We start from the raw sequence: 26945 nt of genomic DNA, 5'->3' as shown, positions 1-26945 counted from the left end.
AATTTAATCTTTAGTATAAAAATTCGTATGTGTTGATGAGTCACTTACTCAGCTAAATTATTCAGTTTACTTAACTCATCAAATCTTCATGTATTTGAAGTGTAGTTTATCTTTTACAGCAAAAATAGTGGGAATAATAGAATAAATTGGATTGAGCAAATTAGTTAGCCATGAGCCAAATATGTCCTATCTCCAAAACCTGTGCTTGTCGCAATGTTGCACGCTGCCGGACTAAGGAGGCAGGTAGGCTCTTTCTCTGGTTCCCCGTTCCACATACCCTGAAAAAAGTCACCTCTTACCTACAGCAATTTGCCCTTGAGTATGAACTGATGCACGAACGACCAGGTTTGAGTTTAAACTGTAGACCTGGACAGTCCCTAGAAATTGCCCGTAACCTGGCCAAACTACTTGCACCGCGAGAATTAAAAGAGACGCAAGCCCTTTTCATTCGAGGCACTATCCAACCTCAACTCCATGATTTTAGTGACATAGCCTCATTACAACGCTTCATTAAGTTGAACCAATCCGACTGGCTAGTTGAAATGCTGGCAACAGAACGATTTACCAGTTACTTCCAACCAATTGTCTCAATTAACGATACATCGCAGATTTTTGGATATGAATCGCTCTTGCGGGGACTGGATGAAGAAGGCAATTTATTACTGCCGGCACCAATTGTGGAATTAGCAACCGAAGCTGGACTCCTACCACAACTCGACCAAGTTGCTCGCCTCAGCACAATCACTCAATTCAGTCGGTATGAAGTGAGTGGGCATATCTTCATCAATTTTGCACCAACGTCACTTTATGACCCAGCCTTTTGCCTGCGTAGTACAGTAGAGGCAATTGATACTGCTGGAATTTCTCACGATCGGGTTGTTTTTGAAGTCGTGGAGTCAGACAATCCTCAAGATTTAAACCATCTCAAGGCAGTGCTGCAATACTACCGAGATGCTGGGTTTTTAGTCGCCCTTGATGACCTCGGTTCTGGTTATTCCAGCCTCAACTTGCTGCATCAGTTACGTCCAGACTTTATTAAGCTGGATATGGAGTTAATCCGAGATGTGCATCAAAACCTTTATAAAGCCTCGATTACCGAGAAGCTTCTAGAGATTACTCAAAAGTTAAACATCCAAACCGTTGCTGAAGGAATTGAGTGCATTGAGGAACTGAATTGGTTGCGAGAACGAGGTGCAAATCTTGCTCAAGGCTATTTGATTGCTCAACCCAGTGCAGTACCTGTGACTACAACCCCTCACTTTGATCCGATCGCATTAACTGTAGCATCAACACATTCTCAGCAGATTGGGCAGCGTGTCCAACACCAAAGCGAGTCTGAGCGAATTGTCGCAGCTGTAACGCAGCACATTCGCCAATCGTTGGAGTTAGACGAGATTTTACAAACCACAGCAGCCGAAGTGCGACAACTGTTTGAGGTAGACCGAGTGCTGATTTACCAGTTTGAGCCTGACTGGAGTGGGTTAGTCGCTGTAGAATCCTTAGCAGAAGGGTGTATGTCGATTTTTGGATTTCACGTCATGGATACGTGCTTTCAATCCACGCGTGCAGCTTACTTTCAACAAGGTAACACTAGAGCGATCGAAGACATTGAAACTGCGGGACTATCGCCGTGTCATATTGACCTCCTCCGAAGTCTGCAAATCAGGGCAAACCTTGTCGTGCCCATTTTGCAGCAAGAGGGTTTGTGGGGACTATTGATTGCTCACCAATGCTGTAGTAGCAGACAATGGCAGCAATCAGAGATTAACTTATTTAACCAGTTAGCAGGTCAAGCTGCGATCGCTATTCAGCAATCAGAACTTTATCACCAATTACAACAAGCAAACCAGGAATTACAGCGTCTTGCCTGTTCGGATGGTCTAACCCAAGTGGGAAATCGCCGCTGTTTTGATGACACGTTCAATGCGGAGTGGCAACGATTGGCACAAGAGCAAGGCTCGTTATCTTTGATTTTGTGTGATGTCGATTATTTTAAGCTTTACAACGATACGCATGGACATCTGGCAGGAGATGATGCACTCAGACAAGTTGCCAAGGCAATTTCTCAGACAGTTAAACACTCCGCTGATTTAGTTGCTCGTTATGGTGGAGAAGAGTTTGCAGTCATTTTGCCGAATACTGATATCGAAGGGGCTATTGCAGTTGCAAGAGATATTCAGACCAATGTTAGTGCATTACAAATGCCTCATTCCCATTCTCAGGTTAGTGAATTCATCACCCTAAGTCTTGGTGTGGCAACCATCACTCCTCATAGCCAATTATCTCCTGCAACCTTAATTGCTGCTGCTGACCAAGGACTCTACCAAGCAAAAGCACAGGGAAGAAATTGTGTGGTGCAGATGGATTGTGAGGATGCTGACCGAATAATTCATAATTAAAGACACTGTATTTATTGGCATCGGATCAATCCCACTCTCTCTGCCTGATAAAATGCCAATCAAGCGAATATGTTTTTCAATTCGGACTGCTTGCAGCGATTTTGGTAGAGTGCCTGCACGCTCCAGAGTTATAGGAAGCAAAGAAGGGACTGGGAAATTAGAGCGTGCAGCACTTACTGCTGATATCATAAAATCCCAAACATTTTGTTTCCCCGCAAGGGGATGGAAATTGAGTAAAATACTTGACATCATTTGCATAGTAATCAGCGATGGCAAGAGCAGCTACATCCACCAGGCGCAAAACCAAGCCGCAGGCAGAATCTCCCTCTTCCCTTCCCAGATGGGCAGATGACACTGAACTGGTAGGATTGGTGTTTGAACTTGAGCCAACCACTTCGACTTCCCTCTACTCCCAGTACACGATTGGACTCCATGCCTGGTTTCTTGACCAAGTAAGGCAATTCAACCCAGAACTTTCTGCATATCTTCATGATGGAGAGTCAGAAAAGCCCTTCAATATTTCGGCGCTATCAGGTCAACTCCTCGCCAGTGGAAGACAATTGCAATTGGAAGCCAAGCAAATTTACCGTTGGCACGTCAATGCTTTATCTCCAAGAGTGGTGCAGTTTCTCAAACAATGGTTAACCCAACTGCCCCAAATCCTGGACTTAAGAGGCGCTCCCCTGCAAATAAAACAGGTGAGTATCGCCCATTCAGCCACTACGTACGCGCAATTATTGCAGTCATTACCAGAGAAAACCGTCAACTTCAGCTTTGTCTCGCCTACCAGTTTTCGCCGTAAGGGTCATCATTTTCCCCTGCCGGTGCCAGTTAATCTCTTTCACAGCTACCTGCGCCGATGGAATGACTTTTCGGGTATAGCAATCGAACAAGAACCTTTTCTCGATTGGATAGATGAAGGAGTAATTATCCATCAGCATCGGTTGGAATCGATGAAGGTAGCAGCTGGAAAGCGGGGTTCGGTGACTGGGTTCACAAGGGTAATGTCCTGTGGTTTGAGTAAGGCGGCTTTGGCGAACTCTGAGTTTACCCCATTGTTTTATGCTTTGGCACGACTGGCTCCCTACTGCGGTACGGGACATAAAACTACTTTTGGACTGGGACAAACTCGCTTAGATTGGGTGGAACCAGAGACAAACGTACCCACTCAGGTGCTAACAAATCTGCTGGGAGAACGCATTGATGAGTTGACAACGCTATTCACCGCACAACGAAAACGCACAGGAGGCGATCGCACTGATAAAATTGCTTCTACTTGGGCAACTATCCTAGCACGTCGGGAGATGGGAGAATCATTACAGGTTATATCCCAAGATTTAGAGATGCCCTACGCTACTGTGAAAACTTACGTAAAATTAGCTCGGCGGGCGCTCAAGGATAATGTCAATTAATGAAGGGGACTGGGGATTGGGGATTGGGGATTAGGGAGAATAATTAATAAGCAATGCCCTTTTATTCTGTACCGAAGTTTACTTGGGCAAAATACAGACGATACAATTCACAGGAAAAGTTAACGCGATCGCCACCCAGTTTCACTAAACCTATACTTTCTAATTTATAAGCGAGGATGGATTCTAATTTTATCCGATCTTGTGCAGCAATTAACTGTTTAACCACAGCACCCAGTTCTGGCTCCTCTTGAAGTGCTGCTAAGAGTCGCCGTAAGTGGTCGTTATAAATTCCCGACTCAGTGGCTGCCTGTTCCAATAACTCCTTTAGGGTGACTTGAGAGTGAGAAATGTGATACAAAGCCAGACGCACTAAATAGGGATGTCCCCCTACCATTGCCATGAGTTGCTTGGCTTCTTTAGCATCTGTCCAATTTAGTCTATGACGCTGTGCTAAATTCTGTATCTGCTCTATGGTAAATGGCGGCAACTTCAGTGGTAACCCGATATTAAACGGGGATTGGTTGAGCTTTAGAGGAACATAAATTTCCGTTGAATAAGCTACGAGTAGCCGAAGTTTTTGCCAAATTTCCGTTTGTTTGGCTTGCTCGTGCCAAGAGCGCAGTAAGGGCAAAAATTCCTGAGCAATTACTGGATACTCGAAAACCCGATTCACTTCGTTTAATGCCAAGACCAAGGGACAGACTAGATGCTCTAACAAATACCCTTGAAAATAGTTAGTGCAGCTGACTTTGCTGCCGACCTCTTCATCCCAATAATCATCAAGTCTGGATTCTAGCTGTAACTTACTACTGATATTGGCACAAAACCAGCGTAAAAATTTATCGAGATTGGCAAAGACTGCTGAATCTGCTTGTTGAAAGTCTAAATTCACACTACGGTAGCCAACAGATGCAGTGTAATCGGTAATGCGTAGCATCAGGGAGCTTTTGCCCATCTTACTAGAACCTTTGATGCGAATTACGCATCCAGGTTCAGTTATTTCTGCGTAGGCGAGTTCTTCGATTGGAGAGCGAGGGATGTAGAAGTGAGAGGATAGCATTACCGGACCACTGGGAAATTCTAGGTTAGGGGCCTTACTGCTGGTGTATTTCTTGATCAGTTGCTGCTGCACTTTGGTGAGGGGGCGTAGCTCTAGAGTGTAGCGGAAGTTGGCTTTAGCGATCGGTTCTCCAAAGATTTCACTAAGCACATGCCACAATTGCGAAGCCACTTCTCTAATACTTTGTGCTCCATAATGGGCTTGGGCTGCCATGCTAACATAAGTTTTTCCCTCCCAGCAAGAGCGCAATACTAATTCTTGGAGCCGTGTCAAAGCCTTTTTCTGCTTTACTTCTAGGAGTTGTAGTACTTCATCAATATTCATCTTCTGGATGTATACGTTGCATTCACCTCAATTAGAATTTAGGCAACTCGGATAACAAAAAATGTAGCCAATGTTTAGGCTGTGTTTTGGAGTTAATAACAGTATATTTTTGAAAAAGCCTACAAAGCAAGTATTGACAATTTTACTTATCTCTGAAACAGTTACTATCTTTTGATAACAGCAGTTCTCAAGGCAATCTTTTGAGAAAAGTAGACTGTTATTGAGTTAAATATTACACCACTTTTGGGCTGATATTCAGTAAATTTAGAACACAAAATGTAGGCAATTTCTGAGACAATGAAGGGTTTTCAGGGGAATAAAACAACACTTTTATCTTTACTAAATTCTGAAGATGATTGAACAATACTTTTAAGGATCAAGCAAATATCAAAAAGATATCTAAATAGAAGGGTAACAATAAACGATTCCTGATGACATTGGGTTGATGAGGAATGTAGGAAGTTGCTTATATGACAAAAATTAAAGCAGCTAGGATTATGAGACATTAGTTATTAGTAGAGAACAAGCAATTTATATTCTTTAATATAGGTTGCTTTATTCCCACCCACCTGACTTGAAAGTGCTGAATGTTGAAATGTTAATAGCTTGACAATTTTAGATTGTATGAAATAATTATCATTGATCTATAGGGATACCTTGATCCTCTCAATAAGTTTTGATAATACAACCGTTAAATTAATTCCGTTTTATGCTCACGTATGAATATATTAATTATTTTGGCTGAAGTCAGCCTTGTAATCTTTGTTTTTTTATTACTGAACTGGCTTGTCAGCAAGTTATTTAAGCTACTTATTAAGGCCTCTATACTGAAGAGTGAAAATAGGAGTATAAAAACCCTGCGCCGGAATCTCACAGGGTTGTTGTTACTTGCTTGCTTGGTGTCGTGCATTCTGATTGTGGGTGCTAATGGTTATCTAGTTTATCGCGGCGAAAATCTTCAGCAATACACGCAAGCACTGATTGAACGTGTCCCATCAGGATTTTGGGTAACTCTGGAAATTGGCATAGCTCAGAGCATTGGCACTTTTATTTTAGCGGCGATCGCACTGAAATTTCTGAAATATTGGCTGAAGGTAGTCAGCACTCACGCCAAGAACTTAGAAAAAAATACTGCCGATGATCAAAGTATTGATGCTTTCTTTAGCGCTCTCTATGACAGAATCAGCGGTGGAATCTGGCTGTGGGCTGTCATCTTGTGTGCCCAGTTTCTCAGATTGTCAGCAACGGTTTCAGAATATCTGTACATTGGGCTACGGATCTATCTAATCATTGCTGTCGGGTTGCTTATACTCAAAGCAGTTACTGCGATCGTTGATAGCCTAGATGCTCTCAGTCTCAGATACTCCAACCCTGATAACCTCTTGAGATTCTACGATCGCCTCCGACACCTGATACCCTTTTTAAAGCGGTGTCTGGAATTTGTGATTTATGTCTGCATGGCAACATTGGTAATTCAGCAGGTGCAGTTAATCGCCAATATCGCCGCTTTTGGCCCGCGAATTATCAAAATTATCGGCATCATCTTCATTAGTCGTGTGTTATTTGAGGTTGTCTACTTATTTGTTGAAGAGGTGCTGTTCAAAGACCAAAATCTGACTGAGATTCAAAGAAGTAGACGCCTAACGCTCGTTCCTCTGTTTCGTAGTTTCTTACAATATCTGATTTACTTTGGTGCTACAGTTTCCATTCTCTATGCCCTCGATATTGATCCAACTCCAATACTTGCAGGTGCTGGTATTGTCGGCATAGCTGTGGGTTTAGGGGCACAAACACTAATCAACGATATAGTCTGCGGCTTCTTTATTTTGTTTGAAAACTACTACTTAGTGGGTGACTATATTGAGGCTGGAAAAGCTGAAGATAAAGTTGTTGAAGGTATTGTCGAGGCGATTGAACTGAGAACCACTCGGATCAGACATCCCAATGGCCAATTGCAGATTATTCAAAATGGCAATGTTGGCTCAATTACTAATTACTCCAAACAGTATATCTTTGCAGTTGTAGAACTTGGAGTACCTTATGATTCCAATTTAGCGCATGTGTACAAAGTGATTGAAGAAGTGGGACAGCAGTTAAAAGTAGATGAGCCAGATGTACTCGAAGGCACACAGGTGGATGGAGTCGAAAGTCTCGGAGAGTCTAACTTGTTGCTGCGGACATTGACGAAGGTGAAGCCAGGAAAACATCTTCAGATTCAGCGCATTCTTCGGAAGATTTTTACAGATGCCCTGCTGCGAGAAGGAATTGTAATTCGTGTTCGTACCGAAAGTGCCGAAGCTTAATTTGGCAATATTTTTCAACAACTTATTTTAAATAGCAATACTTGAAGTAGACATCAATGAATTATCCCCTGATCGCCCAAGTGGCAGCATCTGCATCAAAAACTCCCGTAGTAACACCACCTCCAACTTTACCAACGGGCGCACAAATTAGCTCTTTCTTCTATACATTCGGCGCATCCATAGTTGTTGTCTTCATCCTCTACATATTACTGTTCTATCTACTGCGATCGTTTTTTCGCCGCACAGAAAAAGATACAGCCTTGTTTATTCTTGGTATCTTACAAATCCCAGCGATCGCTATTTTTATCCTTGCCAGTCTAAAACTTTCTCTGACTCAACTCGGTTCAGGGGGAATTATTAGTTTGATTGATCGAGGACTTACGGCTTTTCTGATTCTTGCTTTCACTTACGGCATAACTTTGTTGTTTACGGAAGCAGCAGTATACTATTTAAAAGACTACGCTCGGAAAACTGAGGCCGTTTGGGATGACGTATTAATTCCACTCCTCCAAAATTTTATCCCAGTCATCACTTACCTAATTGGAATATCTCTGTTTTTCAGTACCATCGGGGTTGATTTAACAGGAATTGGGTTAGCAATAGGTAGTATTACTGTAGTGTTGGGGTTGGCAGTAAAAGATATTTTAAGCGATTTTTTCAGTGGATTGGTTTTGTTAGTTGATACACCTTTTCGATTTGGAGATGTCATCTCCATGCCAGATGGTTCAATTGCAATTATTAAACACATTGGCATCAGGGTGACAAAACTATATCTGATTAACGAGCATTGCGAGGTGTATACACCAAACACGACTTTGGGAGGTCAAAATATAGTTAATCTCAGTCGTCCTACAACTCACTATGCTTATACAATTCAAGTGTCAGTTAGAGTTGATGCTGATGCAGTCGTAGCAACAAACATTCTGCAACAAATTATCCTCGGACATCCAGACACATTGGGCGATATTGATGAAAAGCTTCAATGTTTGGACAGTTTTGCGGCATTGAGAGAAGCAGAGGGCGATAAACTGTCAAAAAAAGAAGCTGGACGCCTACGTTTATTAGTTGAAAAAGATGTCAATAGCCAAATGCAAAAAATTGAACAAGCATTTGAAGATTTTGTTAGAGAGGTTAAGAAGTTAGAAAAGGGGGGATTGAATACAGAAGAACTGAAAAAGCTACAAAAAAGCTACTTGGAAATATTGAGTATTATAGGGCTAGTAGTTATTACAGAACGTAAGGGTAAACGTCTGCGATCGCGCTTAGAAGAACAAGAAAAAACTGAGAAACCAACTCTAATTAGTTTGATTCGCCAATGGTATCAAACTTGGTTAAAAGATCCTGATTTAGTAATTGAAGACCAACATCTTTTACCAGACGAATGGGAACAAAAAATTGAACTTCTGAAAATTAAACTGAGTAAATTATTTCAGAAAATCTCAAATCCTGGAGTCGATGAAACCAGATTAGATGACTACTCATTAAAATTTGTGGAATGGCTGCATGATAGTTTTAAAGAGTCTAATACTGCCTGGAAAGAACCACAAGTTCAGCTAACTGATATCCAAGGCTCTGCTATGCAATTTTCTGTCCGGTTCTACGTTGATAATATTCAGTTAGAACACTGGCGACGTGGAAACCGTGTCCAAAATGAGGTGCGTCGAGAGATGGTACGGCGCTTAAGACAAGCTTATATCTACACACTAGGATGATGATTTTCAGGTATAAAATACTTTGCCTATCGATAATATAATAAAGACCCGACACCGCAACGTCCTTACTGTGGGTATTAAATAACTCATCCACTAATTAGTGTTGTATCAGACTGGATATGAAAATAGGAAATAAACTTGAAAGCGAACAAAAAATGTGTTGATTTATACAATAAAAGGGTAATGATTGTTATAGGCTTGAAAAGCCCTTTACTTTTATACTTTTGGCGAAACTTCACCGCCAAAAAAGCACCAGAGTGATAGGAAATTACCTGTAACCAAATGCGATTGATACTTATCAAACGCCAATCTGGTTAAGTTGAACATATTCCTGTCAGCAGTATAGGCGACTTCCTACGCTCTGGTTATTTCTTTGAATTATTTTAGGTCAACGGAATTCAGGTAATAGCCAATACCATCCAGAACCTTTACGGGTTAGCCAAGAGTCGTCAAAGTCTGCATGATTATCATCTAAGTACAGATGATCAGCAGGAACATCAGAAAAATCCGAGTTGTCTTGAGAGCGAATCCTGAAATTGCGACAACTTCCCTCTACTTGAATGATAACAGTGTGATTGCGATCGCTAGGAGTAGGTTGTAGGATGCTATCTCTGATGCTTTGCCGTTTTCTATCTACTTCTTGTCTATCTTTGGAAAGACAACGCACTTTCACCAATGAGTTTTCATTGGGATTATCTAGCAGATAGGGAAGAATTTGAGAGTCATGAATTGTGTGAGGAGGGTTGGCAGTTTGTGCGCTTGCCAAAGATGTTATGGATAAAAACATACTGGTAGTCAGGGCAATAATTTTCCCTCTTAGCCTGTTTTCCATAGTTTCTCTTAACGGCTAAAGAAAGCAATTGTTTGTTGTCCTTTGACTGCTGAATTTTTCTTCAGTAACAGCTTATTTATTTTCCAGCAGTTGATTGACTTGCTGTCCCCGACGACCACTTTTTATTTCATAGCGTTGGGTGAGATTATCTTCATAATTCATATCTCTAGCAGCGGCGGAGTTAACAAAAGCATCGCAATTCCTACCTTGGACGACTGTTGAAGAACTACTGCTATTTTCATCTGTGCGGTTGCTGTTTTGATCGCGGGAATTACTGTTATTTTTACTACCTTGACTAGAACCACTACCACTAGCACCAATACCTAAAAAGCTAAAACCACCACCACCACCGTCATTGTGGCTTTCAGCAGAACTGGAACGAGTATTCGTAGAGTTTGCCAAAGCAATTTTGCTAGAACTGTTGCGGGTGTTATTACCCAAGCCAACATCACTGCATAAAGCGCGGGGGTCATTTGCTAGTGTTTTCGGGTCAACCCAAGATTGATGGTCACCTAATCCTTGAATTTCAGTATTACTAACTGCATTGCTGGGTGAAGCAGGAACAGAAGTGTTAGGAGTTGCATTCCCTACAGCGGCTCCAGGGGTAATAGTAACCGGTTTGAAGATACCAGTAGACTTGACATCAAAAGGGCCGGCAAAAGCTGGTAGTGTACTACCCAGAAATGCGGTAGCTGTTAGCAAAGAACTAGCGAAGTGACGGAATTTCATGGCCATTCTCCTAATGTTTAAGCGTTAGTGTATGTTTTGGGTTTTAACCCCTGCACTTACTCAATAGGTTGACCTTGATTTTTTTATGCAGCCTAGCGTCACATTTTTTGTAAAACTAGTACAACACGGCGGAAATAAACCACCCATTCCAAATCAATGAAATAACCCTGTATTCATTTTTAATTTTTAATTTAAATCAAGGGTAGGTATTTAAAACAAGGGAGACAAAGGGAATAACCCATGCTCAATGCCCCATGCCCCCTTGTTAACTATCTCCTAGACTGAATTGCCTTGATTAACTCATAAAAAGGCTGCCAATTATCTTCCTGAGCAATTGATTCCCAAATAGACTCAATCACTGGTCTTAATAATGCCGTTTTGGGATTATTAGCAGCTAGAGTTTGGGCAATTATGTCGATGCGTAGGCGTAGCCCGTCGTAGACATCGCACTCCAAATCATTCAAAATTTTATGGTATAGTATACACCAATCATCAAAAATTCCTGAAGCACCCGGTACTGGTACAATATCTGAACTATTCATCACAAAACCTGGTTCATCTCGCCATTTAGATGAAAAAGTGCGAGCCATCTCATAAAAGAACTGGTGATAACCAACTTGGCTCTCTTTCAAAAATTCAATCGTTAGATTCAAGAGTTCTTGAGCTTGTGAATGTGGCAATTCCACAAAACCCAACTTTTTCAACATCAAAGAACTGTATTCAGCTTGATAATACTCATCAAACTTCGCTAATCCAGTCTCCATATCACCTTTATCAATAATTGCCTTCAAAGGTTCCTGGAGCATTTCTAGATTCAACTTGCAAATACTTGGTTGATGACTGTAACAGTAGCGTCCAGAATAGTCAAAATATGCAGCTATAAAGTATGGGTTATAAGTAGGGATAAATGCGTAAGGCCCATAATCAAAACTCTCTCCCGTAATCGACATATTGTCAGTATTGAGGACTGCGTGACAAAAGCCCGCCGCCATCCACTGCGCTACTAGTTCTGCAACCCGTTTAACTAATTCGGCGTAAAACAGGGCATATTTATCTTGTTCAGCCCTTAAGTGTCGATAATACTGCTCAATTACGTGGTCTAACAGCTTCTTAGTTAAATCTGGACGCTGGAAATAGTGTAGTCGCTCAAAAGTGCCAAACCGAATATGAGAACTGCTCATTCTCACCATCACAGATGAACGGGTAGGCGAAGGTTCATCGCCCCGCCAGAGAGGTAAACCTGTTTCAATCATGCTCAGACAGCGCGAGGTACGTACACCCAAGTAGTGCAACGCTTCCGCAGCCAGAACTTCCCGTACCCCACCTTTGAGCGTGAGCAAACCATCGCCACCACGAGAGTAGGGCGTTCTCCCAGAACCTTTAGTGCCAAAATCGTACAATTCGCCATCATTGGCGCGAACTTGCCCGTAGAGAAAGCCTCTACCATCACCCAACTGTCCGTTATATTCACCAAATTGATAGCCGTGGTAACGCAGTGCCAGCAGGGGCTTCCGCCCTTGAAATTGACCAAAGGCTGTGATGAAATCTTCGTCTTTGACTACTTGGGGGTCTAGACCGAAACGGGGTAATAGTTCATCGTTACGCCAACGCAGGAAGTGTTGGGGAAATTCCGCTGCTGCAACCTCGTCGTAGTAGTCACCGCCTAGAGATTCTAAGGCGCTTTCGTAGTTGAGGGTGAGAAAAGGATTGCTAGAATTCTTGTAATTTGGAGTTTCAGCCAGAGTCATTACGAGCAAAGCTTAATTCATTCTTCTCTTAATACTACCTCTGGCATCAGCATCAGCATAGACGCAAAAAGCGACCCATATCTAAAATATGGCAGCGCTACATCAAAATCTGGAATGCATAATGAATAAAATTTTGCAATTAAAGAAAAACTTAACTCAGTTAGCTATTTTAGACGCTACATTTGAGGTTTTTGGCTCAGAATCACACCAATATCAATTTAAACCTTGCTTGAGTAACAAAGATATTCAAGTGTTTGAATCCAGATACAATATTATACTACCAAGTGAATATCGAAACTTTCTCTTAGAAATTGGTAATGGTGGTGCGGGGCCAGGATACGGTTTATCTGGACTGTCGGGAATTAAATATGAAGATATCATTTCAGAAAAACTATCCCAAGAGAACTACGAAATTCTTTCTAAACCGTTTATTTTAACAGAAGCATGGAATGATTTTGATTTGATTGTCAAGAATAATAGCGGTTTTGTTGCCAACAGTGATGCTTACTTTGATGATCGATTTATTCCAGGCACTCTCACTATTACAAATTATGGTTGTGGAATTTATGCGATGTTAGTCATTAATGGTAAGCAGTCAGGAAAAATCTGGATAGATGACCGTACTAATGATAATGGGATATATCCTGCTTCTTTGACTTTTTGTCGTGCTTTTCATGACACCAACCCTGATGATTTTCATTCAAATAGCGATGAAGAACAGCCTTTGAATTTTTATGATTGGTATGAAGACTGGCTCAACCGAAGTTTAGAGCAAATCCGCCAGTCTTCTGAAACTTAACCTTAATTAAATAAAACTGAGTTTTTTATTTTTGAGTTGGTTGTGATGTTGGTGTAGTAATTCCTACTGAGTTTGATGTTGCTTGTGATGCCTGTGAAGATAGAATTTTTTTCACTTGCAGATTATAAGTTTGCAAAATTGATTGAACCTGTTTCTGTTGATCTGGATTCAGATCCAAAGATTTTAACACTATTCTGATTCTTTGACGGGATTGTAGTGCTGCCTTAAATTTAGTATCTTGGGATGGGTTTAATAGAGCCTCAATATCCTTATCTCTTTGCTGGCGAGCCACTTGGATTTGTAGGCGCTGTTGGTTTGTGAGTTTGATTGGCTGGTGTGATGCAGGACTAGTCTGAGTTTTTAAGACTGGTGTAGGGGCAGGATTTGGAACTGGTGCTGCCAAGACAATTCCGTGTAAGATGGTAGCAAAAGTGAAGATAGTAGAAAAGACAGATAAGCGCTTTATAGAATTAATGGACATTTTGAAAAACTCCTCAATTAGTTAAGAAAATTGGACACATCGGCTAAAGCTAACCTTAATAACTGAGCCGGGTAGTAAACAAATATTACTATTGCATTGGTTTGTGGACTTGTTGTGTATTTATTATGAATTTGCTATGAATTTGTATATGTTCACAACTGATATATTTAATTCATTCATATTTAGATATTGTATGATTATAAATAGCTGTCATGTAGGCAGTCCTCACAAACTAAAAATAAGTATTTGATCGAAAACCAAGCATTGCTTACTTAGAGAATTTGCCTAAAATACATTTATAAATAGCAGTTATAAATAAGTGAATTTGTAACTAGGTATCGTGAGTAGATAAAATAAATATTCTCGGCAAGACTATTCAGAAAATGTTAAAAATTAGGTGCTTTCCAATGAGGATTTGTAAGACTCGTTAAAATGTGATCTTCCCATTGTCCATTAATTAACAAATAGTCTCTAGCATATCCTTCAATAACAAAACCGAGTCTTTTGAGTACATTACCACTGCGCCGATTGTGAGGCATATAATTAGCCATGACCCGGTGAAAGTTTAACTCTTGAAATAGATATTGAGTTGCAGCTTTTAGTCCTTCTGTCATATATCCTTTAGCTTGTTTCTTTTCAGCAAGGCTATATCCCACATAGCAAAAATGAGCGGCTCCTCGGACAAAATTACTAAAATTGACAGTTCCGATAACTACTGTGGGATTTTTTTTGGTGAAAATAAATAGTTTTAACGATTGACCATTGATAAATTCCAGAAAACTATTCTCTATCTGATATTGCCAATATTCTTCAGTGAAAAAACCATCAGCCCAAAGAGGATAGAATGGAGTGAGATAAGTTTTGTTATCAATGAAGTATTTGAGAATTTGGGGTATATCTTCATGGATCGCTGCTCGTAATAATAGGCGATCGCTGGCAATTATTGGCAGTTCTGATATCATAAATTGCTTAATCGGCGGGATCTCTTCCCAGAACATTCTCTAAATTTTATAAATTCTCTCATAACCTGCGGTTTAGCAGCATCAGGTAGATTAGCTGTCTCATTATCAGGACTTATGCAAGTGTCATAGTTTTTTCATAAAGTTTGTCAAAAGTCAAGGGTCAATGAATTGATTTTATATAGACTCTGAACTCCTGACCAGCATGACAAAAGATATATGCGCCACTTGCATAAGTCCTGCCAATACCCAATACCCTTTACAACAGAGAGAGTGAGTATTTTTGCTCTTAATCTGCCATTCAAGCAAAATCTTGATAAGCTGATGTCTAATATCTAGAGCGGAAGGATTGAGAGCCAATGGGTGATAAAGCACAGTGCAGGGTACAACTTCGATAAAATCGCTTTGCCCAAACGCTGTACCGCAGCAGATTTAAGCAAAAGACAGCTCAAGATTCAACCCAGTCTACAAGAAGGATAATGATGTGGTGGGAATACGCTACGATTGGCAGGAATTAGAGATTCGGGCGATTTACAATACGCCATTGCTAGAGCTTATTTATCAAGCTGCTAGCGTGCATCGCCAATATCATGACCCAACAAAAATACAAGTTTGCAAGCTTATATCTATCAAAACCGGAGGTTGTCCAGAAGATTGTAGCTACTGCGCCCAATCTTCCCGCTATAAAACAGAGGTAAAGGCGCAAGCACTCCTAGAAAAGGAAACAGTAGTTAGCATCGCCCAAAAAGCTAAAGAAACTGGTGTTAGTCGCATTTGTATGGGTGCAGCTTGGCGCGAAGTCCGGGATAACTCACAATTTGAGGAAGTCCTGGAAATGGTCAAGGATGTGACTGCAATGGGTTTAGAAGTGTGCTGCACTCTGGGTATGTTGACGGCAAATCAAGCCAGAAAATTGTCAGAAGCGGGACTTTATGCCTACAACCATAACTTAGATACCTCGCAGGAATATTACAGCACAATTATTACCACAAGGACATATAGCGATCGCTTGAACACAATTGAGAATGTCCGGCAGACAAATGTTACTGTCTGTTCCGGCGGCATCATGGGTTTGGGCGAAACTGTAGATGACCGGGTTGGGATGTTACAAACTCTGGCAAACTTACATCCACATCCAGAGTCCGTACCGATTAATATTCTTTCACAAGTACCGGGCACACCCTTAGAAAATCAGCCTGATGTTCCCATTTGGGATATTGTGCGGATGATTGCCACAGCCAGGATTTTAATGCCAGCTTCCGATGTGCGTCTTAGTGCGGGAAGGGCGAGACTTTCTGAAGTTGAGCAAGCTTTCTGCTTTATGGCAGGAGCCAATTCTATCTTTTCTAGCGACGACAACAAGATGTTGACGGTGACAACTCCCTGTCCAGATTACGATACTGACCGAGAAATGCTGAATTTACTTGGTTTGGGAATGCGTCCGCCTTCCCAAAGACAAGAGAAAGTAGCAAGTCCGGCTGTTGTCGGATAAATATCTGATTGTGGGATAGCCGAAAGGCCTATCCCACAATAAATAATTGGATATTTTTTACCTAAATTCCCTAAGCAGGTGTCAATAAAATCAACTGCTGTTGCAAAAGGCTTCTTACCTCATCCAATCCCAGTTCTACATTTGTCAATATCTCTGCAACTGTGGAATTTTGATCGCATCTTTGCATAAACTCAAACTCTGCTACAGATAAATTCACAATTTGGTAATCGTAATTAAAGAAACATTGACTGGGAAATCCCTCAAGACAAGGATTCAGTTCGGGAATCGCTGCTAGTAGAGCGTTATCCTCTGACCAGTCAGCTTTGATTAAGGGAGGACGACCGAGGAAAAACTCGTAATGAGTTACTTCTGGGTCTAATAATTCTATCAGGCGATAAAGCTGGCGATCGCTCAATTCTTTTGCCCGTTCTACTAACTCTGGTGCTTTGCCCAAAAGTCTCTCTAAATCCCAGAAACTCGGATTCGAGAAACCAATAAATTCCAATCCCGAAGCATCAATTAATTCAAATAGCGTTTCAATGTTGTAGTCAATTTCTTGAGGATGAACGTACATATCAGCAAAGTATTCATCCTTGTTGTTTTCTAATGACCAACGTTGTTTATCGTATTTGACAATTCGGTTATTTTCTGGTAAAGAAGTGAATATTTGTCGCCCGACTTGGACACCATCGCGGTAGTCGCCTTTTTTGTCACCTTGAATAAGTGCGATCGCTTTTTGCATGAGTTGAATTTCCCAACGTCCCAACTCCCCGTACACAAAAATGTGCATTAAGCCGCCTGGGGCTAACTTCTTCGCCAAAGCTTGAATCCCGCGAATGGGATCGGGAGTATGGTGCAAAACGCCAACACAGTTAATTAAATCAAACTCACCCGGTAACTGTTCCACATCAAACAAACTGAGGTGATGAAATTCAACGCGGTTAGCTCCAGAACGCTGACAACGCTCTTTGGCTACAGCTAAAGCGCCAGTACTGAGATCAATTCCTACAACAGAAGCTTGAGGATTGAGGTGAACCAGGTACTCTGTACCCACACCAGTACCGCAACCTGCATCTAAAATCCGAATATCTTGCTTTTGAGGTTTTTGACCTGTGCAGAAGTTATGAGCGGCTAGCCAATTCCAGCGCCAGTTATAGCCTGGAGGTGGTTCATCCAACAGGGCTTCCGGCGGAAAGGGGTAGGTATTGTAGAGTTTGGCAACAGCAGCACTAACAGTTTGGGAATCGGACATGATGAGGAATAACGCAGCATTTCTGAGTTTAGCGGATAGTGGCTGATCAGGGCAAAGATTATTATTGTTTATTTCCTGATATTTATCCAACAGCAAAGTCAGTAAATTGGTGTTTATAAGGAGCGTGAAATCCTAATACAATATCTTCTTTCGGTACACCAGCAGAAATTAATTCATTAGCGATACTGATTTATGTACCATCTCTTTGTATCCAATTTTTTTGTCCTTGATATCAACATGAATGATAACTCCATAAATTCTCCGTTGTTCTTTTCAACCAATATTTAAGAGTTGATAATAATGAGGTTATGCATCAAATAACAATTGAACCTCTGTGCCATTAGCCACATCATTAACTAAATGTTTATTTAAAATCTCTTGAATAATTTTAAAGTAGTTTATTCCTTCCATAAAACAATATCCTGACTTAAGGAATTATGGGAACCTGACATTTCATGAGCAATATTGCAGCAATTCTGAGTTTAGCTAATGCGGAACACTTCAGGTAGACAAATAATTACGATCGCCATCAGCCCATATATTTTAAGTAGGAAAGTTGTTTCAGCAATGGCTGTTTCTAAGCGAGTTTGCAAACTTTGACTTAGCTTTTCTATTGCTTCCGTTTCGGTATTTCCTAAATCTTCACAGTCTGGTAAACCTAACAATATTGCTTTAACTGTGCCATCTTGTTGATTTTCAATCAACACATCATAAATTAACTTTGGTGTAGTTGTTAGAGGGGTAGTTTTTATAGCTAAATTCATAGTATTTTGATCTTTCAGATTTTATATTGATTATAACATTTAGGTCAATTTAGCCTTGAGACAAATTAAGATCACTTACTTGGTTAATTTGTGGTTTGATTTTGATCATATTGTTTTTTGCGATCGCTCCAATGATTTACAACCAATCAGAGTTTGATTTACGCTGTGAATGGGGGCTACAAGGAGTTGCTCAACTCGCTCCCATCAGTGATGTAATTGTAATAGTTGACGTTCTCTCTTTTTCTACTTGCGTGGAAATTGCCACCAACAATGGCGCGATAATTTTTCCCTACGCATATAGAGATGAATCAGCCATAGATTATGCCAAATCAGTGCGAGCGGAGTTAGCAAATCATAGACAACATTGGACTACAACTGGATATTCTCTCTCGCCAAAATCGGTGACTCAGATTCCTACTGGAACCAGACTAGTTTTACCTTCACCTAATGGTTCTTTTCTGACTTTACATACAGGAAATACACCAACTTTGGCTGGTTGCTTGCGAAATTGCCAAGCTGTAGCGCAGTTTGCTCAAAAGTATGGTGATAAAATTGCTGTGATTCCTGGCGGTGAGAGGTGGAAAGAAGATGGAAGTCTCCGTCCTGCATTTGAAGATTTAATTGGTGCTGGGGCAATTCTCAGTTATTTAGATGGCAGTTTATCACCAGAAGCCGAAGTCGCTCTTACAACATTTCAGGCTTTCCAGCAGGATTTATTGGGGTACTTGAAAAAATGCAGTTCTGGTAAAGAGTTGATTGAAAAAGGCTTTGAGTCAGATGTTGATCTGTCCGCAGCTTACAGCGTTAGTGATTGTGTGCCTTTATTTACTGATAATGCGTATGTAAATTACACGCCACAGGCTTAATCAAACTCAAAAATTACGAATTACGAATTACGAATTAATTAAACGTCGCATTGATTGGTTTGGCAATATTTGGCATTATCTATAAACTCTTGCAACTTATTCAAGGGAATTATCTGCAATGATGACCCACCTTGTACCTCAGCAGCGATGTAAGCAAACTTTTGTCCACGATAAAACTGGTCACGTCCAACTTTGGTGATATATCGAGACTTCTGAAAGTCATTAGCAATATTAGAATTATAAATATTTTGTAACAGTTTCACTGCATTGGCATTTTTTGTGGTGAATTTGAGGCGTTTATCACCACTAACAGTTATGCCTTCTTTATTCACTGTCCCATTTTGAGAAGTGACATCAGCATAAAAGTATAAATTTCCCTTTGTACCCTCGTAACCGTGGGCTTCGCTGTTGTATCTCAGAGTTGGTAGTTGAGGTCTGGTTTTTGCCCACTTGACAACGGTGTTGATGTTTTGGTCTGGAAGCGCATTTGCAGGAGTGACAGCCAAAATAACTGCGATCGCAGATAAGGTAGCATTGAATAAATAGTTAAATTTATAACTTTTGTGCATAGTATTTCCCCTGTATGTAAATACTGACTATTTGCAGATTAAACCACCACAAATTAAGAATTACTTCCAGTGCGGTGTTAGTTGTGAATGTGAGCTTATCAGTAGCAAAAACAACTTAACATTGACTAATGACCACTGTCCAGTGACTAAGTACAACATTTCAATGATTCTTAGTGAATTCTTTGTACCCCTACTCTGCGGGAAGGCGAAGTGCATCTGCGTTTAAATAAAAAAGAAATCAGTAGACAGTTCCCAACCTACTACTTAGTTACAAAACTTAGACTTTATCTCAGGCAAAGTGGGGTATGTATTTTTAAGACTGGAGACATTTAAGATACAGGTTCTACACACTTCTTAATAAACCCGCCTTGAGAACGCAAAACGTTCTAATCTAAAAGCTAACTGGGTTAATTTACTGGCAGTTTTGCAGGCAATACTCTCAAGCTCATAAAGCATAGACACACCGATGTGTCAAGCCTCAAAACAATCCAGACTTAACACATAAACGCTTATGATGGGAGTTTTACAAATCCGATGAGTGTTAAGGCAAGTGGTGGAAGCTCAGTTGCGCGTCCGCAACTATATCAAACCCTAGCTGTAGCGACAATTACCCAAGCCGAGCAGCAAGACCGCTTTTTGGGAAGTGGTGAATTAAATGAACTGGCAAGCTATTTTGCATCTGGTGCAAAGCGTCTAGAAATTTCTCAGACGCTGACGGATAATGCCGAGATTATTGTATCTCGCGCTGCCAACCGGATTTTTGTCGGTGGTTCGCCAATGGCTTTTTTAGAAAAGCCCAGAGAAGTAGAACTAGTAACTGCTGGTGGTGGTGGTGCTAATGTCCAACAGGGGATGCAACTGGGAACTGTAACCTACGTTGAAAGTCGTGGCGGGTTCTTAGAAAATTTACGCTCAATCTTTAATTCATCCCCCAGCGGCCCGACACCTGCGGGTTTCAGACCAATTAACATTGCTCGTTATGGCCCAAGCAACATGGCCAAGAGCTTGCGGGATTTATCCTGGTTCTTGCGCTACGCTACTTATGCGATCGTTGCTGGCGACCCCAACATCATAGCGGTGAATACACGGGGTTTGCGGGAAATAATTGAAAATGCCTGCTCTGGAGAAGCAACGCTAGTAGCCTTGCAGGAAATCAAAGCCGGGTCACTTTCCTTTTTCCGCAACGATGCTGAGGCTACAGAAATTGTGTCTCAGTACATGGATGTTTTGTTAACAGAATTCAAAGCAGCCACACCTTCAAATAAAGTTCGCCAACGCCCCTCTAGCGACCAGCAAGGGCTACAACTGCCGCAAATTTACTTTAATGCGGCAGAACGGCGTCCCAAGTTTGTCATGAAGACTGGGTTATCAAGTAGCGAAAAAAATGAGGTAATCAAGGCCGCATATCGGCAAATCTTTGAGCGCGACATTACCCGTGCTTATAGCTTATCCATATCTGACCTGGAATCCAAGGTGAAGAATGGCGACATCTCTGTGAAAGAGTTTGTCCGTCGTTTAGCTAAATCTCCCCTTTACCAAAAACAGTTTTACCAGCCTTTTATTAACAGCCGAGTCATCGAACTAGCTTTCCGTCACATTTTGGGACGGGGGCCAAGTAGCCGCGAAGAAGTACAAAAATACTTCTCAATTATTTCTAACGGTGGTCTACCAGCCTTAGTAGATGCTTTAGTAGATTCTGCTGAATACAGCGACTATTTTGGTGAAGAAACAGTACCCTACCTCCGGGGTCTGGGTCAAGAAGCACAGGAATGTCGCAACTGGGGCCCGCAGCAAGACCTGTTTAACTACAGTGCGCCTTTCCGCAAAATACCTCAGTTCATCACCACATTTGCAGCTTACGAGCAACCGCTACCAGATCAACATCCCTACGGTTCTGGTAATGACCCCTTGGAAATTCAGTTTGGGGCGATTTTCCCGAAAGAAACTCGCAACCCCAGTACCAATCCGGCTCCTTTTGGCAAGGATACCAAACGCATCCTGATTCACCAAGGGGCAGGGATTAATAACCAAAATAGCAATCCCAAGGCGCGGGGTGAAGCTCCTGGTACTCTTGGGCCTAAGGTGTTCAAGTTAGATCAACTGCCTGGTACTAGAGGTAAAAAGGCTACCAAAAATTCTAGCGTTAGATACTCCGAAAGCTCCACGCAAGCTCTGATTAAAGCAGCTTACCTGCAAGTTTTCGGTCGTGATCTTTACGAAGGTCAGCGCCCGAAGGTATTGGAAATCAAGCTGGAAAACGGCGACATTTCTGTGCGGGAGTTTATCCGTGGTTTGGCTAAGTCAGATGTATTCCGCAATCTGTACTGGTCATCGCTTTATGTTTGTAAAGCGATCGAGTATATTCACCGCCGCTTGTTGGGTCGTCCGACTTATGGTCGTCAAGAAATCAACAAGTACTTTGACATCGCTGCTAAACAGGGCTTTTACGCAGTGGTTGATGCCATTATTAACAGCGTAGAATACAGCGAAGCCTTTGGTGAAGATACAATTCCTTACGAACGGTATCTGACTCCTGGTGGTGTATCAGGGCGACAATTACGTGTTGGTAGCATTCGTGATGATGTTGCCGCGAAAGTTCAGAAGGAAGTCACGCCGAGCTTTGTGACACTGGGTACAGTGACAGAAAAACGGTCAGAACCAGATATTCAGTTCCGCATTAACCAAGGTGTCAGCAAGCAACGCGAACAAACCAAAATCTTCAAACTGGTGGCTAATACCAGTGACAAAGTTGCAGTCAAAACTTTGATTAGCGCTGCTTATCGTCAGATTTTTGAGCGGGATATTGCACCCTATATCGCCAAAAACGAATTTACAAAATGGGAAAGCAAGCTGGGGAACGGCGAAATTAGTGTGAAGGAATTTATTGAAGGTTTGGGTTACTCTAACCTCTACCTGAAAGAGTTCTACACACCTTACCCCAACACCAAAGTGATTGAGTTGGGAACCAAACACTTCTTGGGACGGGCGCCACTAGACCAAGCAGAAATCCGCAAGTACAACCAGATTTTGGCTACTCAAGGTATTCGTGCCTTTATTGGCGCTTTGGTAGATAGTGTGGAATATAACCAGGTGTTTGGTGAAGATACGGTTCCTTACCGTCGCTTCCCGACCCTACCCGCGGCAAACTTCCCGAATACTGAGAAGCTGTACAACCAGCTTACCAAGCAAAACGATGACGTAGTTGTGCCTAGCTTTAAGCCAGTGCAAGCCCGCGTCGGAGCTAGCGATACGGAGCTTTTGACACAGGCTATCGCAGATATATCAGCACAAACAAATGGTATAAGCCAGAACAAGCCATCATTCGCTGAACTAGGTCGTTCCTACAACGATGGTAGCGGACAAACCGTGGAACAGGGTGTGCGTAAAAATGCACGCATTTACCGTCTAACAGAAAGCACCAACCAAACCGAAAAACAACAGGCAATCAACGCCATTTATCGTCAAGTGTTGGATGTATTTAACGGTGAAGTGCCTGATAATTTCCGCCGTACTGACCTAGATAGCAAACTCCAGAATGGTGAAATTTCCGTCCGCGAGTTTGTGCGTGAACTAGCGAGTTCCCAAATCTATCGCCAGCGCTTCTATACCCCTTATCCTCATGCCAAGGTCATTGAGTTCCTCTTCCGTCACCTGTTGGGGCGTACACCCGCAACTCAGGAAGAAATTCGCCAGTATAACAATCTGCTAGCCGATAGCGGTTTGTCAGCTGCCGTAGAAGCAATAGTCGAAAGTCCAGAATATAGCCGCTACTTCGGTGAAGATGTTGTGCCTTACAACCGCTTCCCATCTCTGCCAGCAGGTAACTACCTCGGTAGTGTAGCGGTTGATTAGTGAGTAGGGGGTAGGGAATAGGGAATAGGGAATAGGGAATAGATTATTTTTAGTCCCCAGTCCCCTGTAACCCTTCCCCTGTCTCCTTCGTAACCTTTTGTAATACCGCTCTCAGATTGCAGTTTGAACAGCAAATTCTGAAAAGCAATATTACAAAGTATTAAGAGCAGTCATAAATGCTCAACAGAATGCCGGAAAATGTTTTGCGGAAGGTAACTGAGTTTAAAAGCTTGTGTACTTATGTTGACTCAAGCAAGCTCGTAATTTATTAGCCGTAGCAGTTATAAAACTGTTGTGTTTAAAAGAACGAGAAATAAACTCAGTAAACCAAATTTCAAGTCGCACCAGTTTAATCAAATCCTGGTTTCATTCGTATTGGAGGAATCCATTAATGAGTATCGTCACGAAAGCTATCGTGAATGCTGACGCAGAAGCCCGCTATCTCAGCCCTGGTGAGTTAGATCGGATCAAGTCATTTGTTGCAAGTGGTGAGCGCCGTGTGCGGATTGCTCAAATTTTGTCAGAAAATCGCGAACGGCTTGTTAAGCAAGCTGGCGATCAACTGTTCCAAAAGCGTCCTGACGTTGTGTCTCCTGGTGGAAACGCTTACGGTCAAGAATTGACTGCTACTTGTCTGCGTGACCTAGATTACTACCTCCGCCTCGTTACCTACGGTATCGTTGCTGGTGATGTTACCCCCATCGAAGAAATTGGTGTTATCGGTGCCCGTGAACTTTACAAGTCCTTGGGAACTCCTATCGATGGTGTCGCTGAAGGTATCCGTGGATTGAAGAATGTAGCTGGTACATTGCTGTCTGGTGATGATGCTAGTGAAGCTGGTAGCTACTTCGACTACCTAGTTGGCGCTCTTCTAGGATAGGGTAAAGCTGTTTACCTACTGAAACAGAAGTATTGCAATACGGTTGGAAATAAGGAATTAACAACATGGCTCAAGACGCAATTACCGCTGTCATTAACTCCGCAGACGTTCAAGGTAAATACCTAGACTCTTCTGCTTTAGAAAAGCTAAAAGGCTACTTCGCCACTGGTGAACTACGGGTACGTGCTGCTAGCACCATCAGCGCTAACGCTGCTGCGATCGTCAAAGAAGCTGTAGCAAAATCTTTGCTGTACTCTGACATCACCCGTCCAGGTGGTAACATGTACACCACCCGCCGCTATGCTGCTTGCATCCGCGATTTGGACTATTACCTCCGCTATGCCACCTACGCTATGTTAGCTGGCGATCCTTCCATCCTTGATGAACGTGTACTAAATGGCTTGAAAGAAACCTATAACTCCTTAGGTGTTCCCGTCGGTGCTACCGTGCAAGCTATCCAAGCAATCAAGGAAGTAACCGCCAGTTTGGTAGGTTCTGACGCCGGCAAGGAAATGGGCGTTTACTTAGACTATATCTCCTCTGGCTTAAGCTAAGAACTAGTTTGCGCTTAAAAATTTAGGTGCGGCTTTATTAAGGTCTGGAAATCAATCGTGAGTGCTAGAACGTTATATTGCTTATCTTGGTAAATTATCAGTGATGAGTGTTGGTGGTCTAGTATTGATGTTTGATTTCCAGCCTTTGAATGATTAAAAGATTTGCACTAAAGATTTTGAGATAAAAAAGTTTTCACAAGGTATACAGGAGATTTTCCAAATATGTCCCGTTTGTTTAAAATTACTGCTCTAGTTCCCAGCCAAACCCGAATTCGTACCCAACGCGAACTGCAAAATACTTACTTCACGAAGCTAGTTCCCTATGAGAACTGGTTCCGCGAACAACAACGTATTCAAAAAGCAGGCGGCAAAATCATCAAGGTAGAACTGGCAACTGGTAAGCAAGGTGCTAATACTGGCTTGTCGTAATTCTGTAAATAGAACATTATTTTAGGGAATTGCTAAGAGGTCTTTCTCGACCTCTTTTTTCTTAAGAATTGATACTACAAAAAACCTGGTAATTAAGAAACAATTGGGCGGATAGAATTCACTACTACACAAACAAAGTAGGTCTGGGTGATAAATATTGATAAAGAGGTCTAATATCCAGACCTCTTTCTTTTTTATTGCTTGTATTTCTGAAAGTTAAAAGTTGAACATTTCTACAAGGCGATACCCACGAGTATAAAGTGGAACTGGAGCGTCAGCATTCTGTCTCTTCTTAGCCTGTTTAACAGTTTCATCAAACACAATTAGCGTTTCTTTCCCAACTTTCAGCCAGTCTTCATAAGGCACACTCATATCTTCTTCAATACCACCAATATTAGGTGCGACCATTGCCCGGTAAGCTTCATTGAATTTCCTGCGGAACCGGAAATCTACTGAAATTCTCAGGCCTTCAGTTTTCCTTCTTACTGTTTGGTGCAATCCACGGGCATCATTAAAGTACATTGTGCCGTGTTGTAATTGTGCTTCTGTGTAGGAGACAACCATCGGAATATCCCGACCTTCATCGAAGTCTGACATCACCTGCATAGACTGTAATTCCATTTCACGGGGCATTTCACCTGCTTCGATAGTGATATTATCGATGTCGCCAAATAGCGGCAGAACTACTACAGTTGCATCAGCAGCAACACCTGCCCAGACATCGCTATGGCACTTTGAGCTAGCGAAGGGTAAACCCAACCTCTTGGCGTCAGTTTTACCGTAGACCATGCGAAGATTGACTGGTAAATCCACTGCATCAATCAGGTCATTTGCTCCTAATTGGTAGAAAGCCTCTGCGACGCTCTTTTGAAAAAGGTTAAATGCCAGAATGTGTTCTCGCTTGGGCATCAAAAGACCAGTGCCGGTGTAGTTCGGCAAAGTACTTCTTGCTTCCAGCAGTCGTTCAAGCATTTCAGCTTCCGAAAGAATGATGGGACTATTCAGACATGCTGAAATATAAGCCGCAGCAGCAATTCGGATTTGTTGGAATAACTCAGGCTTTAATGTGTGTTCAAACAGTAGTCGGTACTGTCGCCTTGTAGCAATTTTAGCAGCAAGCTCATCAAAGAGGCGATCGCCAAGCTGAGAAAATGCGATCGCCCGTTCATATTGTAAGCGATCGCGCACTGGTGATTCTGCTAACAGTTCTTCTAACATCATTTCTTCCAACGTTATTCTAAATTGGCTAAATAACTCATGTATCCAAAGCCATTTCGTTTTCAAAACCAATCTGGCTATTACAAATTAACAATATTTTTATCTTGATACTTCGTAAAATATACTGTTTTATTTCTCTTACCTATCTTGATTAAAAGAGTTAATTTTAAATTTCTAGTAAAGCATAGATGAAGCTGAAGCTGAAAAGCCGAACTATCTATAGAACCCATTTGATATCTTTTAGACGAGCAAGTAGATCAACAGAAATTAGGTGCATTGAAACAGTTTAGGGTTGAAAATGGGGTATTCAA

21 protein-coding genes and 2 pseudogenes are annotated in these 26945 nt (G+C 41.7%); 11 read left to right on the top strand and 12 right to left on the bottom strand.

Features of this window, described 5'->3' with window-relative positions:
- The first annotated feature begins 170 nt into the window (after positions 1-170).
- Positions 171-2399, top strand: coding sequence for an EAL domain-containing protein (locus tag HWQ44_RS16815; protein ID WP_292720614.1), 2229 nt, complete (start codon positions 171-173; stop codon positions 2397-2399).
- A 12-nt stretch (positions 2400-2411) separates the two neighbouring features.
- On the opposite strand, the pseudogene HWQ44_RS16810 reads toward HWQ44_RS16815, so the two are convergent.
- Positions 2412-2516: pseudogene (locus HWQ44_RS16810) on the bottom strand (NAD(P)-dependent alcohol dehydrogenase); the annotation flags it as partial.
- A gap of 152 nt (positions 2517-2668) precedes the next feature.
- Between HWQ44_RS16810 and cas6 the strand changes: the two are divergent.
- Complete coding sequence (cas6, locus tag HWQ44_RS16805; protein ID WP_292720610.1) at positions 2669-3811, top strand: CRISPR-associated endoribonuclease Cas6; 1143 nt, start codon at positions 2669-2671, stop codon at positions 3809-3811.
- A gap of 61 nt (positions 3812-3872) precedes the next feature.
- On the opposite strand, the gene HWQ44_RS16800 is transcribed toward cas6, so the two are convergent.
- Positions 3873-5195 (bottom strand): AAA-like domain-containing protein, encoded by a 1323-nt coding sequence (locus HWQ44_RS16800; RefSeq protein ID WP_292720607.1) that lies wholly within the window; start codon positions 5193-5195, stop codon positions 3873-3875.
- Positions 5196-5914: 719 nt separating this feature from the next.
- Here HWQ44_RS16800 and HWQ44_RS16795 point away from each other — a divergent pair.
- Complete coding sequence (locus HWQ44_RS16795) at positions 5915-7498, top strand: mechanosensitive ion channel family protein (RefSeq protein WP_292720604.1); 1584 nt, start codon at positions 5915-5917, stop codon at positions 7496-7498.
- 56 nt (positions 7499-7554) lie between these two features.
- Positions 7555-9210, top strand: coding sequence for a mechanosensitive ion channel family protein (locus tag HWQ44_RS16790; protein WP_292720602.1), 1656 nt, complete (start codon positions 7555-7557; stop codon positions 9208-9210).
- A 388-nt stretch (positions 9211-9598) separates the two neighbouring features.
- Here HWQ44_RS16790 and HWQ44_RS16785 read toward each other — a convergent pair whose 3' ends face one another.
- The 3 genes from HWQ44_RS16785 to HWQ44_RS16775 all read right to left on the bottom strand — a co-directional run bounded on the left by HWQ44_RS16785 (position 9599) and on the right by HWQ44_RS16775 (position 12519).
- Positions 9599-10042, bottom strand: a complete 444-nt coding sequence (locus HWQ44_RS16785) for a hypothetical protein (protein WP_292720600.1) — start codon at positions 10040-10042, stop codon at positions 9599-9601.
- A 72-nt stretch (positions 10043-10114) separates the two neighbouring features.
- On the bottom strand, positions 10115-10771 hold the full coding sequence (locus tag HWQ44_RS16780; protein WP_292720598.1) for a hypothetical protein: 657 nt from the start codon (positions 10769-10771) through the stop codon (positions 10115-10117).
- Positions 10772-11040: 269 nt separating this feature from the next.
- A complete protein-coding gene (locus tag HWQ44_RS16775; RefSeq protein WP_292720595.1) occupies positions 11041-12519 on the bottom strand; it encodes a YdiU family protein in 1479 nt (492 codons plus the stop codon).
- A gap of 121 nt (positions 12520-12640) precedes the next feature.
- Between HWQ44_RS16775 and HWQ44_RS16770 the strand changes: the two genes are divergently transcribed.
- On the top strand, positions 12641-13318 hold the full coding sequence (locus tag HWQ44_RS16770) for an SMI1/KNR4 family protein (RefSeq protein ID WP_292720593.1): 678 nt from the start codon (positions 12641-12643) through the stop codon (positions 13316-13318).
- 25 nt (positions 13319-13343) lie between these two features.
- On the opposite strand, the gene HWQ44_RS16765 is transcribed toward HWQ44_RS16770, so the two are convergent.
- Positions 13344-13799, bottom strand: coding sequence for a hypothetical protein (locus HWQ44_RS16765; protein WP_292720590.1), 456 nt, complete (start codon positions 13797-13799; stop codon positions 13344-13346).
- A 386-nt stretch (positions 13800-14185) separates the two neighbouring features.
- Positions 14186-14761 carry a GNAT family N-acetyltransferase gene (locus HWQ44_RS16760; RefSeq protein ID WP_292720696.1) on the bottom strand — a complete coding sequence of 192 codons (576 nt, stop codon included), beginning with the start codon at positions 14759-14761 and terminating at the stop codon, positions 14186-14188.
- A 481-nt stretch (positions 14762-15242) separates the two neighbouring features.
- Between HWQ44_RS16760 and bioB the strand changes: the two genes are divergently transcribed.
- Positions 15243-16250 (top strand): biotin synthase BioB, encoded by a 1008-nt coding sequence (gene bioB, locus HWQ44_RS16755; RefSeq protein WP_292720588.1) that lies wholly within the window; start codon positions 15243-15245, stop codon positions 16248-16250.
- A gap of 70 nt (positions 16251-16320) precedes the next feature.
- On the opposite strand, the gene HWQ44_RS16750 is transcribed toward bioB, so the two are convergent.
- From HWQ44_RS16750 to HWQ44_RS16740, 3 genes are all read right to left on the bottom strand, one after another.
- Positions 16321-17502, bottom strand: a complete 1182-nt coding sequence (locus HWQ44_RS16750) for a class I SAM-dependent methyltransferase (protein ID WP_292720586.1) — start codon at positions 17500-17502, stop codon at positions 16321-16323.
- A gap of 82 nt (positions 17503-17584) precedes the next feature.
- Positions 17585-17644 (bottom strand): hypothetical protein, encoded by a 60-nt coding sequence (locus HWQ44_RS16745; protein ID WP_292720693.1) that lies wholly within the window; start codon positions 17642-17644, stop codon positions 17585-17587.
- A gap of 340 nt (positions 17645-17984) precedes the next feature.
- Positions 17985-18266, bottom strand: a complete 282-nt coding sequence (locus HWQ44_RS16740) for a hypothetical protein (protein WP_292720583.1) — start codon at positions 18264-18266, stop codon at positions 17985-17987.
- A gap of 101 nt (positions 18267-18367) precedes the next feature.
- Between HWQ44_RS16740 and HWQ44_RS16735 the strand changes: the two genes are divergently transcribed.
- Complete coding sequence (locus tag HWQ44_RS16735; protein WP_292720581.1) at positions 18368-19132, top strand: 2-phosphosulfolactate phosphatase; 765 nt, start codon at positions 18368-18370, stop codon at positions 19130-19132.
- Between the two features lie 38 nt (positions 19133-19170).
- Here HWQ44_RS16735 and HWQ44_RS16730 read toward each other — a convergent pair whose 3' ends face one another.
- Positions 19171-19701 (bottom strand): hypothetical protein, encoded by a 531-nt coding sequence (locus HWQ44_RS16730; RefSeq protein WP_292720579.1) that lies wholly within the window; start codon positions 19699-19701, stop codon positions 19171-19173.
- A 534-nt stretch (positions 19702-20235) separates the two neighbouring features.
- Here HWQ44_RS16730 and HWQ44_RS16725 point away from each other — a divergent pair.
- The 4 genes and pseudogenes from HWQ44_RS16725 to HWQ44_RS16710 all read left to right on the top strand — a co-directional run.
- A pseudogene (locus HWQ44_RS16725) lies at positions 20236-23541 on the top strand (phycobilisome rod-core linker polypeptide); the annotation flags it as partial.
- A gap of 403 nt (positions 23542-23944) precedes the next feature.
- Positions 23945-24433 carry an allophycocyanin subunit alpha gene (apcA, locus tag HWQ44_RS16720; protein ID WP_094341663.1) on the top strand — a complete coding sequence of 163 codons (489 nt, stop codon included), beginning with the start codon at positions 23945-23947 and terminating at the stop codon, positions 24431-24433.
- A 65-nt stretch (positions 24434-24498) separates the two neighbouring features.
- A complete protein-coding gene (gene apcB / locus HWQ44_RS16715; protein WP_069068902.1) occupies positions 24499-24987 on the top strand; it encodes an allophycocyanin subunit beta in 489 nt (162 codons plus the stop codon).
- 222 nt (positions 24988-25209) lie between these two features.
- On the top strand, positions 25210-25416 hold the full coding sequence (locus HWQ44_RS16710) for a phycobilisome linker polypeptide (protein ID WP_012411143.1): 207 nt from the start codon (positions 25210-25212) through the stop codon (positions 25414-25416).
- A 216-nt stretch (positions 25417-25632) separates the two neighbouring features.
- On the opposite strand, the gene HWQ44_RS16705 is transcribed toward HWQ44_RS16710, so the two are convergent.
- Positions 25633-26637: a hypothetical protein gene (locus HWQ44_RS16705; protein ID WP_292720575.1), complete on the bottom strand. Its 1005-nt coding sequence runs from the start codon at positions 26635-26637 to the stop codon at positions 25633-25635.
- Positions 26638-26945 lie beyond the last annotated feature (308 nt).

It is taken from the genome of Nostoc sp. JL34 (assembly GCF_017114945.1).
Lineage (GTDB): Bacteria > Cyanobacteriota > Cyanobacteriia > Cyanobacteriales > Nostocaceae > Nostoc.
Note: the sequence above shows the minus strand (reverse complement) of the source record. Positions and strands in the feature narration are given on the sequence as shown.

Coding starts and splice junctions, on each gene's coding strand:
- HWQ44_RS16780 (WP_292720598.1), bottom strand. CDS start 10,771: ATGAAATTCCGTCACTTCGCTAGTTCTTTGCTAACAGCTACCGCATTT.
- HWQ44_RS16705 (WP_292720575.1), bottom strand. CDS start 26,637: ATGATGTTAGAAGAACTGTTAGCAGAATCACCAGTGCGCGATCGCTTA.
- HWQ44_RS16800 (WP_292720607.1), bottom strand. CDS start 5,195: ATGAATATTGATGAAGTACTACAACTCCTAGAAGTAAAGCAGAAAAAG.
- HWQ44_RS16710 (WP_012411143.1), top strand. CDS start 25,210: ATGTCCCGTTTGTTTAAAATTACTGCTCTAGTTCCCAGCCAAACCCGA.
- HWQ44_RS16790 (WP_292720602.1), top strand. CDS start 7,555: ATGAATTATCCCCTGATCGCCCAAGTGGCAGCATCTGCATCAAAAACT.
- HWQ44_RS16795 (WP_292720604.1), top strand. CDS start 5,915: ATGAATATATTAATTATTTTGGCTGAAGTCAGCCTTGTAATCTTTGTT.
- apcA (WP_094341663.1), top strand. CDS start 23,945: ATGAGTATCGTCACGAAAGCTATCGTGAATGCTGACGCAGAAGCCCGC.
- HWQ44_RS16750 (WP_292720586.1), bottom strand. CDS start 17,502: ATGTCCGATTCCCAAACTGTTAGTGCTGCTGTTGCCAAACTCTACAAT.
- apcB (WP_069068902.1), top strand. CDS start 24,499: ATGGCTCAAGACGCAATTACCGCTGTCATTAACTCCGCAGACGTTCAA.
- HWQ44_RS16815 (WP_292720614.1), top strand. CDS start 171: ATGAGCCAAATATGTCCTATCTCCAAAACCTGTGCTTGTCGCAATGTT.
- HWQ44_RS16775 (WP_292720595.1), bottom strand. CDS start 12,519: ATGACTCTGGCTGAAACTCCAAATTACAAGAATTCTAGCAATCCTTTT.
- HWQ44_RS16785 (WP_292720600.1), bottom strand. CDS start 10,042: ATGGAAAACAGGCTAAGAGGGAAAATTATTGCCCTGACTACCAGTATG.
- HWQ44_RS16765 (WP_292720590.1), bottom strand. CDS start 13,799: ATGTCCATTAATTCTATAAAGCGCTTATCTGTCTTTTCTACTATCTTC.
- cas6 (WP_292720610.1), top strand. CDS start 2,669: ATGGCAAGAGCAGCTACATCCACCAGGCGCAAAACCAAGCCGCAGGCA.
- HWQ44_RS16740 (WP_292720583.1), bottom strand. CDS start 18,266: ATGAATTTAGCTATAAAAACTACCCCTCTAACAACTACACCAAAGTTA.
- HWQ44_RS16760 (WP_292720696.1), bottom strand. CDS start 14,761: ATGATATCAGAACTGCCAATAATTGCCAGCGATCGCCTATTATTACGA.
- HWQ44_RS16770 (WP_292720593.1), top strand. CDS start 12,641: ATGAATAAAATTTTGCAATTAAAGAAAAACTTAACTCAGTTAGCTATT.
- HWQ44_RS16730 (WP_292720579.1), bottom strand. CDS start 19,701: ATGCACAAAAGTTATAAATTTAACTATTTATTCAATGCTACCTTATCT.